This window comes from Acuticoccus kandeliae, assembly GCF_003073115.1.
In genome coordinates this window covers 258,876-272,044 of the sequence record NZ_QBBV01000002.1, presented here as the reverse complement: position 1 = coordinate 272,044, position 13,169 = coordinate 258,876, and the positions used below count along the sequence as shown (strand labels likewise).

The 13,169-nt window shown below is 69.4% G+C and carries 9 protein-coding genes; 3 read left to right on the top strand and 6 right to left on the bottom strand.

Translation table 11 applies throughout. From position 1 onward, the window contains the following. The first annotated feature begins 23 nt into the window (after window positions 1–23). Window positions 24–1,103 (top strand): AI-2E family transporter, encoded by a 1,080-nt coding sequence (locus DBV35_RS13895; RefSeq protein WP_108660925.1) that lies wholly within the window; start codon window positions 24–26, stop codon window positions 1,101–1,103. Here DBV35_RS13895 and DBV35_RS13890 read toward each other — a convergent pair. The 3 genes from DBV35_RS13890 to DBV35_RS13880 form a co-directional block, all read right to left on the bottom strand. Then, the gene (locus tag DBV35_RS13890; RefSeq protein ID WP_157961736.1) at window positions 1,093–2,211 is read right to left on the bottom strand and encodes an alpha/beta hydrolase; all 1,119 of its coding nucleotides are present in this window, start codon (window positions 2,209–2,211) and stop codon (window positions 1,093–1,095) included. The two genes, DBV35_RS13895 and DBV35_RS13890, sit on opposite strands and share 11 nt — an antisense overlap. A gap of 196 nt (window positions 2,212–2,407) precedes the next feature. Beyond that, the gene (locus DBV35_RS13885) at window positions 2,408–3,511 is read right to left on the bottom strand and encodes an alpha/beta hydrolase (protein ID WP_245943986.1); all 1,104 of its coding nucleotides are present in this window, start codon (window positions 3,509–3,511) and stop codon (window positions 2,408–2,410) included. Window positions 3,512–3,609: 98 nt separating this feature from the next. After that, on the bottom strand, window positions 3,610–5,055 hold the full coding sequence (locus DBV35_RS13880) for a GntP family permease (protein ID WP_108660922.1): 1,446 nt from the start codon (window positions 5,053–5,055) through the stop codon (window positions 3,610–3,612). Window positions 5,056–5,641: 586 nt separating this feature from the next. Between DBV35_RS13880 and DBV35_RS13875 the strand changes: the two genes are divergently transcribed. Next, window positions 5,642–6,727, top strand: coding sequence for an efflux RND transporter periplasmic adaptor subunit (locus DBV35_RS13875; RefSeq protein ID WP_108660921.1), 1,086 nt, complete (start codon window positions 5,642–5,644; stop codon window positions 6,725–6,727). Next, window positions 6,724–9,804 carry an efflux RND transporter permease subunit gene (locus DBV35_RS13870; RefSeq protein WP_108660920.1) on the top strand — a complete coding sequence of 1,027 codons (3,081 nt, stop codon included), beginning with the start codon at window positions 6,724–6,726 and terminating at the stop codon, window positions 9,802–9,804. Before DBV35_RS13875 ends, DBV35_RS13870 begins: the two co-directional genes overlap by 4 nt. 19 nt (window positions 9,805–9,823) lie before the next feature. On the opposite strand, the gene DBV35_RS13865 is transcribed toward DBV35_RS13870, so the two are convergent. The 3 genes from DBV35_RS13865 to DBV35_RS13855 form a co-directional block, all read right to left on the bottom strand. Further along, complete coding sequence (locus DBV35_RS13865) at window positions 9,824–10,741, bottom strand: dienelactone hydrolase family protein (protein ID WP_245943985.1); 918 nt, start codon at window positions 10,739–10,741, stop codon at window positions 9,824–9,826. 132 nt (window positions 10,742–10,873) lie between these two features. Beyond that, a complete protein-coding gene (locus DBV35_RS13860; protein WP_108660918.1) occupies window positions 10,874–12,178 on the bottom strand; it encodes a sensor histidine kinase in 1,305 nt (434 codons plus the stop codon). Beyond that, window positions 12,175–12,897 (bottom strand): response regulator, encoded by a 723-nt coding sequence (locus DBV35_RS13855; RefSeq protein ID WP_108660917.1) that lies wholly within the window; start codon window positions 12,895–12,897, stop codon window positions 12,175–12,177. The genes DBV35_RS13860 and DBV35_RS13855 overlap by 4 nt, the downstream gene beginning before the upstream one ends. Window positions 12,898–13,169: the final 272 nt, after the last annotated feature.

Below are 13,169 nucleotides of genomic sequence, written 5' to 3'. Positions count from 1 at the left end.
ATCGGCAAGCGAGAGGAAGTTGAATGCGTACGGCGGTGACGATCGCGGCTGTGATCTGGATCCTGATCACGGCGCGCGGCGTGTTGCAGCCCCTGGCGGTCGGGCTCGTCGTCTGGCTCGTGCTCAGCGCCTCCACGCGCAAGATCACGAGCCTGCTGCCCGGCCGTTTCCGCCGCGGAAAGACGACGGTGCGCATCATCGGCGCCTTCAGCGTCGTCGTCATCCTCCTCACGCTCGGCGTGTTCGTCGGCGAGAATATCGCGCAGCTTCACGCCAACCGCGCGATCTATGAGGAGAATCTCGACCGCTGGCTGGAGTTCGGCGGCGATATGATCGGCCTCACCGAGCGCATGAGCGTTGCCGATATCCTCGGCCGGATCGAGCTGACGAGCTTCGCCCTCAGCGTCGCGGGCTCCACCGCCGCCTATCTCGGTGCCCTCATGGGCGTCCTCATCTACGTCATCTTCATCTTCGTCGAGGCGGAGGCGATGGACACCAAGATCACCGCCTTCGCGAACGACCCGGTGCGCGAGGGGAGGATCCGCCACTCGCTCGGCACGATCCGCCGCGGGATCGACGATTTCCTTAGCGTGCAGGTCTTCGTCGGCCTCCTCCAGGCGGTGCCGACCTACGCGCTCCTCGCGCTTCTCGGCGTCGACGCGGCGCTGTTCTGGTCGGTGCTGGTGCTCGTCTTCAGCTTCATCCCGACGATCGGCACGCTGTTCGGCATCGCCTTCCCTGCGGCGATGACGCTCCTCCAGTTCGGCACGCTCCAGCCCTTCCTGATCGTCGTCATCGTGCTCGGCATCGTGCAGATCACGTGCAGCAACGTCATCCTCACCCAGATGATGAGCAAGTCGCTCAATCTGAGCCCGCTGGTGGTGCTCTTCGCCGTCTTCGCGGGCGGCGCGGTTTGGGGGATCACGGGCGCGCTGATCGCGGTGCCGGTGCTCACCGTCCTCGCCATCATCTGCGCGGAGCGGCCGGAATGGCGGCCGATCGCCGTGGTGCTGTCGGCGAACGGCACGCTGCCGCAGCGCTTCCCCGACCGGCTCGAGGACGAGGTGGTGGAGGAGCCGGCCGCGCCCGCCCCTATTCGTTGACGACGACGACCCGGCCGCCGCCCACGATGCGGGCCGGCAGCAGCGTCACCTCGAAGAGGACGTTGCGCACGCCCTCGATCGGGTTGTCGTCGTTGTCCTCGGCGAGGTTCCCGTCATTGCCGAGATAGCGGCCGATGAGCTGCACGACCTCGGGCGCCTGCGCGAAGGTCGAGTGCTGGAGGCGGTCGCCCTGGGTCACGCGGGTCACGTCCACCGCGTTGACGCCGAGCTCGGCGAGCTTCTCCGGATCGGTGTTGCCGGCGCGGCTGACGCCGCCCGCGATGCTGCGCGAGAGGGCGAGGGCGCGGTCGTTCGCCGAGGTCATCACGAAGATCGGCGGGTCGCCGACGGGCAGCGGGGCGAGCTGCTTGCGGAAGAGGTCGATGTCGATGTCCGGCGCGGCGAGCATGATGCTGCCGATCCGGTCCGCCGTCGCGAAGCGGCCGAGGAGCGCCATCTGCCGCATCGATTCCACCACGAGGAGATTGCCCATCGAGTGGGCGAGGATGTCGACGGCGACGGCCTTCGATTCCTTCAGCGCGTCGGCGGTCGCGAGCAGCGAGTCGCGGGACTGGAGCGCGCTGTTCATGTCGTAGACGTAGTCGATCGTGCGCCCGCGCGAGGGCCAGCTGAAGAGGAGCGGGATGCCCGGATAGCCGCTGTCATAGGCGAACTGGGCCGTGCGGGTGACGGCGGACGGGAAGTCGGTGTTGAAGCCGTGGACGAAGAGGAGGACGTGTCGGCGCGGGGCCGGACGCTCCATGAGGTCCCGGTTGAGCGAGGACACGAAGTCGGCCTCGCTGCCGAACACCTGCGCGGCGACGACCACGAAGTGGCGTCGCGGGTCGGGCGGCAGCGTGGAGGCGCGCGTCACCTCGCCGACCGGGCGGTCCGGCGGCACCGAGACGACGAGACGCGCATAGGAGACGTCGTCACTGCGCTCGCCTGAGAAGAGGAGGTGCGGGTTGTCGGACGCCGCGCGGCTCGTCGCGACATAGATCGGGAGGAGGTGCGTTCCGGGAACGTCGACAGCGCGGGTCGAGACGCCGTCGACGCCGATGATCGCGGCGGGAGGCCCCCCGCAAGCGGCGAGCCCGAGCAACAACACACACACGATCCAACGCACGCCCACCACCTTTCGCCAACCCCGGCCCGAGGAGCGCGTCGGTTCATCCCGCCTCCGTGACGGGGCGGCGCGCTCCAGGAACGATCAGCGTCCTTGATGCGCGCAACGGGCGGGTGGGTGGAAGGGCGAAAGCACCTTAAGTGGTCCCGGTGCCTTCCGATTTTTGCAACGAGTCGCTTTATTGCACGCGTTTGGCGGTGCTCGGGTCGTCGATCATCTGGAGGATGAGCGGGTAGGTGATGTCCGGATTGGCGCCGGGCTCCAGCGGGTCGATCAGCTCGTGGCCGAGACCGTCGCTCGCGGGGAACTCGTAGCGCGTCACCGGCATCCCGTGCTTCTCCCACGCGTCGGCGATGAGCTGGGTGACCGAGTTGTCGACCGCGGTGTCCGCCTCGTTGGTGACGACAGCGGCTTCCTTGGCCGCCGGCGCCGTCTCCTGCGCCTGGCGATAGACCGCGAGGCCGAGACGCATGATCTCGCCCGTCGCACGGGTCGACTGGCGCTGATAGGCGTGCGGCATCCCCTCGAACTGATCGCGCTGCACCGGATCCTTCCAGATCGAGACATGCGGCAGGACGAGCATCGTGCGCATCAGCGCGACGTTGATCCGCGCGCCGAAATTCGCGAGCCCGAAGAAGGGGGCGAGGAGGACGACGCGGTCGACCTCGGGCCGATTCTGCCCGGCCCAGGCCGCGACCGTCCCGCCCGCCGAGATGCCGAGGACGACCATCTCGTCGCCGAGCCCGGCGGCGATGTCGACCGAGACGTCGCCCATCTCGCGCAATTGCTCGGCCGTGAGGTGTCGCAGCGCGTCGGTGGAGCGGTCTGCGAAGCCGTTCTGCGGCATCCGGGTGATGAGGACATTGTCGCCCTTGTCGAAGAGGATCGGGGCGAAATCCACGAAGGCCTGCGGGCAGCTCGACACGCCGTGGAAGAGGACGACGACGCGCGCCGTCTTCTGGCCGTGCGTGAGGAGCTGGGACGGGCAGAGCGGGTTGAGTGGCTCGGTGGTGCGCGCCTTCTCCCGCTCGAAGCGCGCGACGGCGGCCTCGTAGCTCGTCTCGGGGTGGGGCTGGGCAGCGAGGCTCTCGGTCTCGACCGGCATCAGCATCGTGTAGGCGAGGAAGGCGATCAGCACGACGACCCACAGGATCACCGAGCGCTGGAAGCGGATGAGGAGCGACGTCACCGCGACGAGGATCGCGAACGCCAGGAGCAGCGCGACGACGCCGATGATCGCCCGCATCTCCACGGTCAGGGATCCCAAGAGGTTCGTGATCATCTCCACCGGGATTCCTCCTCGCGCCGATTTGTCGTGATGGCGTACGGCATCGCGCGGGTCGCCGCCATGCCCCGTTGTCTAAAAATATCGCGCGCCGGTCAGAATGAGCCGACGAGGCTGCCGAGAATGATGACGACCGTGAGGGCGATGAGCGCGCCGACGACGGCGGCCATCACGATGTCGAGATAGCTGTCCTTGTGGGTCGAGCCGCAGACCGCGAGCATCGTGACCACCGCCCCATTGTGGGGAAGGCTGTCGAGCGTGCCCGAGGAGATCACCGCCACGCGGTGGAGGAGGGCGGGGTCGAGCCCGGTGTTCGCCGCGATCTCCATGAAGGTCGGCCCGAGCGCCTCGAGCGCGATCGTCATGCCGCCCGAGGCCGAGCCGGTGAGGGCGGCGAGGATGTTGGTCGCGACCGCGAGCGAGACGAGCGGCCCGCCCTCGATGCCGAGCACCCACTCCTTGACCATCTCGAAGGCGGGGAGCGCGGCGACGACCGCGCCGAACCCGACGAGGCTCGCGACGCTGAGGATCGGCAGGACGGAGGCGTTGGCGCCGGCATCGATGGTGCCGCGGATCGCAGGGAGGCGGCGGAAGCCGGTCGCGACGAGCGCGATGATGCCGGAGAGGAGCGCCACCGCGACCGCCCAGACGCCGCCGACGGCATTGATCGAGGTTCCGCCCCAGCGCGGCTCGGCGAGGAAGGAAAAGTCGAGCGCGGGCAGGATGAGCTGCGCCATCAGCAGGTTGACGAGGATGACGACGGCGAGCGGCAGCACCGCCATCGCGAAGGAGGGGGACGCCTCGCTCTTCGCGCCCGAATCGATCTCCTGCGGGTCGAACTCGCGCGCGGTGGTCGCGAGCTCGCGCACGGTGAGGTCGTCGGCGTGCGGGCCGGGGGCGGCCTCGCCATAGCCCTCGCCGGCGGCGGCCGCGCGCCGGGCGCGGAACGTCAGCCACCACATGCCGAAGCCGAACATCACGACGGAGGCGATGAGGCCGAGACCCGGCGCGGCGAAGGCGGTCGTGCCGAAGAAGGGCATCGGGATCGCGTTCTGGATCGCCGGGGTGCCGGGCAGGGCGGACATCGTGAAGGTGGAGGTGCCGAGCGCGACGGCGGCCGGGAGGAGGCGCTTCGGCACCGCGGCCGCGCGGAAGAGGGCCTGCCCCATCGGCGCGATCACGAAGAAGGCGACGAACAGGCTGACGCCGCCATAGGTGACGAGCGCGCCCGCGAGCACCACCGCGAGGATCGCCCGCTTCGGCCCGAGCGTGCGGGTCATGAAGTCGGCGATGGCGTTCACCGAGCCCGAATCGTCCATCAGCTTGCCGAAGAGGGCGCCGAGCAGGAAGAGCGGGAAAAACTGCGCGACGAACCCGGCGGCAGCGCCCATGAACGTCTGGGTCCAGTGGGCGAGGAGGGGCTCACCCGAGAAGGCGGCGGCGACGAGGGCGGCGAGCGGGGCCAGCAGCAGGATCGTCCAGCCGCGGAAGGCAAGCGCCATCAGGAGGGCGAGGCCGACCAGAATTCCCAACAGCCCCATCGGTGTCTCCATCGTCCTCAGCGCGGCGCGCGGTCGTGTTGCGGCCGCGCCTTTCCGCCTCGGCGCGAGCCTAGCATCTCATTGTGCATTGCCGAAAGATTGTTGCGTTGCACATAAGCATGGCTGCCGCGTGGAGGCGTGAAATCACGGGCCCGGCCGGGATGCAACCGTGGCCCCGAGAGGCAGAAGAACGGCCCGGCGGCCCCGGTGTTAGGACAATCGACTTGCCTCAGCGGAGGTCAAAGAAGCTGCCGGAGAACGGAAAGCATGGGATCGACCGATGGAAATCCGCGGATCCTGTGCGCAACACTGGCGAGAGGAGGGTTCGTCTGCGACTGGAAAGTATTCGCTCTCTTCTTGCTGGGCTAGGAAAAATTGCTTGAAAGCCAAGCAGCGGCGTGATGCCGCGAAACATTAAATATCATTCGCCGCCATGGAATTGGGTTGCGGCAGATCATGGCGCCCGCATAAGAAACGTGCGTCAAGCAGCATTCAAATTTATCGTCTAACATGGCTCCGGGCCGCTCAGGCGCACCGGGCGCCGTCGGGCGGCTCCGCCATCGTCAGTCTTCAAAGGTCGGCGTTCATGCGTTTGCGAACAATTGCCTTCACCGCCAGTGCCGCCGCGCTCTTCGCGCTCGCCGGCTGCAACTCCGAAGAGGAGCAGGAGACGGTGGAGGTGCCGCGGCTCGTCCGCGTCGTCACCGTCGTGGAGCAGACCGAGGGGCGCACCATCAGCCTCACCGGCACCGTCGCCGCCGAGCGCCAGGTGGATCTCGCCTTCCGCGTCGGCGGACGGATGACCGAGCGGGCCGTCAACGTGGGTGACGCGCTGGAGGCCGGCCAGTTCGTGGCGCGCCTCGACCCGGTGAACGAGCAGAACACGCTCCTGTCGGCCCAGGCCGGACTTTCCGCCGCGGATGCCCGGCTCGTGGAGGCGCAGCTCGATTTCGATCGCCAGCAACACCTCTACCAGCGCGAGGTCGTCGCCCGCGCGCGGCTCGACAACGCCTCGCAAGTGCTCCGCTCGGCCCAGTCCGCCGTCGACGACGCGCAGGCCCGTGTGGACCTCGCCCGCACCCGCTACGACGACACACAGCTCCTCGCCGATTCGACCGGCTCGGTCATCGCGGTCGGCGCCGAGGTCGGCGAGATCGTGCAGCCCGGACAGATGGTCGTGCGCATCGCCCGCGACGATGGCCGCGACGCGGTGTTCGACGCGCCGGCGAACCTGATGGGCGTCGTCCCGCGTTACAAGGAGATCGACGTCGCGCTGACGATGAGCGCCGACGTCACCGCCAAGGGCCTCATCCGCGAGGTCTCGCCGCAGGCCGACGCCACCACCGGCACGTTCCGCGTCCGGGTCGGGCTCGACAATCCGCCGGCTGAGATGCGCCTCGGCTCCACCGTCACCGGCCGCCTCACCCTCGGCGATGCGGCGGGCGTCGTCATCCCGTCCACCGCGATGACGAGCGCGAACGGCGCACCGGCGGTCTGGGTCGTGGATCCGGCGACCTCCACCGTCTCGCTCCGTCCCGTCGAGGTCAGCGAGCACCTGCCGAGCCGCGTCGTCATCGACGCCGGGCTCCAGCCGGGCGAGGTCGTCGTGACCGCCGGCGTCCAGGCGCTGCGCCCCGGCCAGACCGTCCGCCTGCCCGACGCGCAATCATGATCGGGCCGAACCTCTCCTCGTGGGCGATCCGCAGCCGATCGCTCACCATCTATCTCATGCTCGTCGCGCTGATCGCGGGCGCTGCCGCGTTCGTCAATCTCGGCCGCGACGAGGACCCGACCTTCACCATCAAGACGATGCTCGTGTCGGCCGTGTGGCCTGGCGCGACGATGGACGAGACGCTGAACCAGGTGACCGAGCGCCTCGAGCGCACGCTCCAGGAGACGCCCGGCCTCGACGCGCTGCGCTCCATCACGCGCCCCGGCGTCGTGACGATCTATGTGGAGCTCGAAGGCACGTGGCCGCCGGATGAGGTGGCCGATTCCTGGTACGAGGTGCGCAAGCGCGTCGGCGACATGCGCCACACGCTGCCCCAGGGCGTGCTCGGCCCCTTCTTCAACGACGATTTCGGCGATGTCTTCGGCATCGTCTACGGCTTCACCGCCGACGGCTTCAGCTTCCGCGAGCTGCGCGACGCGGTCGACGGGGTCCGCTCCGATCTCCTGATCGACGTGCCGGGCATCGCGAAGATCGAGTTCATCGGCGCGCAGGACGAGCGGATCTATATCGATCTCGACCCCGAACGGGTCGCCGCGCTCGGCCTCGACTACAGCCAGATCTTCGCCGCCGTCGCCGCGCAGAACATCGTGCGCCCGGCCGGCACCATCAACACGGGTCTCGAAAACCTGTCGCTTCGGGTGACCGGCGCGTTCGAGACGGAGGCCGACGTCGCCAACGTGTCGATCAATGCCGGCGGCCGGATGATCCGCCTCGGCGACATCGCCGACATCCGGCGCGACTTCGCCGACCCGCCGAGCCCGATCTTCCGCTTCAACGGCGAGCGGGCGATCGGTCTCGCCATCTCGATGCGCGAGGGCGGCGACGTCCTGGAGCTCGGCCGCAACGTCGACGCGGCGATGGCGAAGATCACGGCGGAGCTGCCGATCGGCATCGAGACCTTCCTCGTCTCCGATCAGCCCGAGGTCGTGACGCGCGCCATCGGCGACTTCACCGCGTCGCTGTGGCAGGCGATCGGCATCATCCTCGTCGTCAGCTTCGTCACGCTCGGCGCGCGGCCGGGCGCGGTGGTGGCGATCGCCATCCCGGTGACGCTCGCCACCGTCTTCCTGGTGATGCAGACGCTGGGGATCGACCTTCACCGCGTCTCGCTCGGCGCGCTGATCATCGCGCTCGCCCTCCTCGTCGACGACGCGATGACGACGGTGGACGCGATCCTGCGCCGCCTGGCCCTCGGCGAGAAGATCAGCGACGCGGCGTCCTACGCCTACAAGATGCTCGCCGCGCCGATGCTGACCGGCACGCTCATCACCATCGCCGGCTTCATCCCGATCGGCTTCGCCGAGAGCATGGCGGGCGAGTACACCATCTCCCTCTTCCAGGTCGTGGCGATCGCGCTGATCGCCTCGTGGTTCGTCGCCGTCCTCTTCACCCCGATCCTCGGCGCGGCGATCCTGAAGCCGCCGAAAGGGGGCGCGGAGCCCGCGAAGCCGGGTGCGATCCTGCGCGTCTATCGCCGCGTCCTCGACGTCGCGATCACGGCGCGGTGGCTGACGGTGCTGATCGCGATCGGCCTCTTCGCGCTCGCCATCGTGGCGCTCGGCGGGGTCAACCGGCAGTTCTTCCCGCCGTCCGACCGAAACGAGCTGATCGTCGACTTCCAGCTCCCCCGGTCGAGCTCGATCTTCGCGAGCGAGGCGGCCGTGGAGACGATCGAGGACTGGCTCGCCAAGAACGAGGAAGTCGACTTCTACTCGTCCTATATCGGCCGCAACGTCGTCCGCTTCTATCTCCCGCTCGCGATCCAGCCGCCGAGCGACCATCACTCGCAGATCGTGGTGATGGCGAAGGACGTGGAATCGCGCCTGAGGCTCGAGGATTCGCTCTCGAACTATCTCGAGGCGACCTTCCCGGAGGCGATCAGCCGCGTCAGCCCGCTCGAGATGGGCCCGCCGATCGGGTGGCCGCTCCAGTATCGCCTCATCGGTCCGGACATCGAGACGCTGCGGACCGAGGCGCAGAGCCTCGCCGCCATTGTGGCCGCCCATCCGGGCGCGACCGGCGTCCATTTCGACTGGATCGAGCCCTCGCGTGAGGTGCGGATCGTCGTCGACCAGGACCAGGCGCGCCGGCTCGGCCTCACGAGCGCCGCGCTCTCGAACGTCCTCAACGCGGCGGTCTCGGGCACGCCCATCACGCAGCTGCGCGACGGGATCTATCTCGTGAACGTCGTCGGCCGGGCGAGCGTCGACAACCGCGTCACGCTCAACACGCTGAACACGCTCCAGGTGCCGGTGCCCGGCGGGCGGACCGTCGCGCTCAGCCAGTTCGCGACGTTCGAGCCCTCGCTCGAACAGCCGATCGTCTGGCGGCGGGACCGTGTGCCGACGCTGACCGTGCTCGCGGACGTCGCGCCGGGCAGCTCGCCCGAGGCGGTGGTCGCCGACATCGCGGACGAGATCGCCGAGTTCGACGCCGCGCTCCCGCCCGGCTTCCGCGTGGAGCTTGGCGGCACGGCCGAGACGAGCGCGGAGAGCGCGGCGGCGGTGTTCGCGGTGGTGCCGCTGATGGTGATCGTGATGATCACCCTCCTGATGGTGCAGCTTCAGAGCTTCCGCCGCGTCGCGATCGTGGTGCTCCTCCTGCCGCTCGGGCTCATCGGCGTGGTCGCGGCGCTTCTCGCCTTCGGGCGGCCGCTCGGCTTCGTCGCGATCCTCGGCATCCTCGCCCTCATCGGCATGATCGCGAAGAACGCGGTGATCCTGATCACCCAGATCGTGGACGAGGAGGCGAAAGGGCTCTCCGCGCGCGAGGCGGCCGCGGTGGCGGCGACGGCGCGCCTGCGCCCGCTGATGCTGACGGCCTTGTCGACGGTGCTCGGCCTCCTGCCGATCGCGCCGACCCTCTTCTGGGGACCGATGGCCTTCGCCATCATGGGCGGCCTGCTCGTTGCGACGATCCTGACGCTGATCGTCCTGCCGGCGCTCTATGTCATCCTCGCCGGACGACGGAAGGCGCCGCCGGCGACGGATGCGGAGACGACGGCGCCCTCCGCCTGAGGCGGGCGCCGGCGAAAGATCAGCCGCCGGGCGTGAGGCCGGCGGCCTCGTTCAGGAAGCGGACGGCGGTGGCGAGCGCGGTCTCCGTCGCCTCCGCGTTGAACTCCAGCAGGCTGAAGGCGGCGCGGGTCTTCTGGTCGAACCCGTGCGTGGTGCCCTCGAACACCACCGTCTCGACGCTCTTGCCCTGCTTCTCAAGCACCTCGGCGATGTCGAGGCACTCGCCCGACGGGGCGATGGCGTCCTCCCGGCTGAGCAGGAAGAGGACGGGCGCCTCGTCGCGCCAGCCGGAGGAGCGGGCGCGGTTCGCCGGCCCGCACCAGGGATAGACGAGGACGCTGCCGACGATCCCCTCCATCCCGCGCGCCGCGAAGCTTTCGGGCAGGGCGGAGAGGCTGAAGGGCGTCGTCTCCGGCGGGTCGAGGACGAAGAAATCCATGATCGACCAGCCGCCGTGGGATGCGCCGATGAGGGCGATCCGGTCGGTGTCCACGAAATCCATCTTGCGCGCGTCGTCGATCCCGATCAGCACGTCGCCCGCGCGCTCGGAGCCCATGAAGAGCTGGCCGACGCAGATGAGGCGCCAGATGTCGTAATCGTCGAAGCCGCGCGGGGTGTGGCTGTCGACGACGATCGAGGCCCAGCCCTCCGCCGCGAGCCGCTCCGCCCAGCGGGCCATGTTGTCCTGCGGACCGTCGCAGCCGGAGAAGATGAGGGCGGTCGGGAAGGGGCCTGCCCCCTCCGGCTTGGTGATCCGGTAGTAGGGGCTGAGGAGGGCGGACGCCTCCTGCGGCGTCAGCCGCTCCGTCGTCCAGCCGAAATAGCGGCCGAGCGTGTTCGCCCCCGCCCCGAGGAGGACGACCGCGACGAGCGCGGTGAGGCCGATCACGGCCCAGCGGACGCGCCGTCCGTTCCGCCCGCGCCAGAATTCAGTCACGCTCAAGCTCACGCCGCCCCCTTGCCGCCACCCGCGGGCCGCCCGGCCCCTGATATGGCTGTAGCGGCATCTTCGTGCAGCGGCCAGCGCTCCGGCCGCGCCCGGGGCCGCTCGAATGGACGCAGCGGCCGGTCAGGCGAAGGCGGGCTCGTCCATCCGCGCCGTGTCGGCCTTCGGGTGCGTGCCGGAGCCGGTCAGCGGCAGGCGCACGACCTGCTCCAGCCCGTGCGGCGTACGGTTCCTCACGACGATCGTGCCGCCGGCCCGCTCGATGATCTCGCGGGCGATGGCGAGGCCGAGCCCGGCGCCTGGGATCGCCTTGCTGCGCGCGTGGCGGGCGCGGAAGAAGGGCTCGAACACCTGGTCGATGAGCGCGGGCGGGATGCCCGGCCCCTCGTCGCAGATGGTCACGATCGCCTCGGTCCGGCTGGTCTCCAGCGACACGGTGGCCCCGCCCCCGTGCGTCGCGGCGTTGACCATGAGGTTGCGCAGCGCGCGCTTCAGCGCGACGGGCGCGGCGCGGACCTGCGCGCCGTCGACCCGCGCGAGCGCGACCGCGTGGCCGAGTTCGCACAGCTCGTTCGCGATGCGTGCGAGGGAGCGGGAGAGGTCGACGGCCTCGACGCGGCTGTGGCCGGCCTCCTCGCGCACGAGCAGGATCGCGCTGTCGGCGATCGCGTCGAGTTCGGCGAGGTCGGCGAGCCACTTGTCGCGCTCGTCGTCGGGCAGGAATTCAGCGCGCAGGCGCATTCGCGTCATCGGCGTGCGCAGGTCGTGCCCGGCGGCGGCGACCATGCGCACCCGGCTCTCGGTCGCCCGCTTCAGCCGGGTCGAGAGGCGGTTGAGCGCCGCGGCCGTGGCGCGCGCCTCGACCGGCCCCGTCACCTCGATGCGCGGCAGCGTGCCGTCCGGCTGCACCATCGCGACGGCGGATTCGATGAGGCGCAGCGGGCGGATGACCTTCGCCGCCGCGAACGCCGACACGAGCGCGCTGCCCACCACGATGAAGGCGATCCACACCGCGAACACCGACCAGCCCCCCGGCGGTGGTCCGATGCGCGGGAAGGGGACGATCAGCCAGCGCCCGCTCTCGAGCTGGATGGAGGCGAGATAATCCGCGCGCCCCGGCCGCTCGACCACCTGCACCGGCCGGGACGGCCCGGTGGAGGCGAGTGCCTCGGTCACGATGGCGGAGGCGAAGGGCACGTTCTCCCCGTTCGCCGGCGTGTCCGACAGCACCGCGCCGGCCGCGTCGAGGGCGGTGGCGTTCACCGAGGCGAGGCGCGCGATGAGGTGCAGCCCCTTCGCGATCGGCTCGACCGTCGCCTCCGGGCGCGGCGGGTGCAGCGTCATGTAGGCGGCGAGCGTCGCGAGGCCGACGACGGAGAAGATCGCGACGATCAGGAGCGCGGTGATCCGCGTCCGGAGCGAGTTCATCCGGCGAATTCGGTCTGGACGGGCATCGCGAGCTGGTAGCCGCCGTTGCGGATGGTCTTGAACAGCGGCCCGTTCGACGTGTCGCCGAGCTTGCGGCGCAGGCGGCTCATGAGGACGTCGATCGACCGGTCCATCGCGTCGCGGTCGCGGCCCTGGGTGAGGTCGAGGAGCTGGTCGCGCGACAGGAGCCGGCCCGGCCGCTCCATGAAGGTGCGCAGGAGGTCGAACTCGGCGCTCGTCAGCGTCACCTCTTCGCCGGAGCTGCGCGCGATGCGGCGGCGTTCCGGCTCCATGACGAAATCGCCGACGCGGTAGGCGACGATCTTGTCGTCCTTCTCCGGCACGGTGGCGGAGCGGCGCAGGACAGCGCGGATGCGCGCGGTCAGCTCGCGGGGGTTGAACGGCTTGCCGAGATAATCGTCCGCGCCGAGCTCGAGGCCGATGATGCGGTCGACGTCCTCCTTCAGCGCCGTCAGCAGGATCACCGGGGTCGACGGGCGCCTTGACGAGAGATCGCGGCAAAGATCGAGCCCGGACCCGTCCGGCAGCATCACGTCGAGGACGACGAGATCGGGCGCTTTCTCGGCGAGCGTCGCGAGGCATTCGGCCTGGTCTCCGGCCACTTCCACGCGGAAGCCCTGGCTCACGAGATAGCGGCTGAGGAGGTCACGGATTTCGGGGTCGTCATCGACAACGAGGACGAGGGGTACACTGGACATACTGAGATCGATCTGAGGACCCCGGCCTTATAGGGTCGATTGCAGCGGCCGACGCATAAAAATTGCATCAGATTGTGTCAAAAGCAGCCATTGAAACGACGCGTTACAAAAAACAAAGGATCGACACGGCTTTGGAGAAAGTGTGTCACTGAACCGGGTGTCGCCGATAGGCAACGCGTTAAGCTGACGCGCCTCCCCGGCCTTGTTGTCTCCTGCCTGGGTTGCCATCTGACGGGCGTGCATACCCCGCCATGGCGGCGCGTGCATGGGAG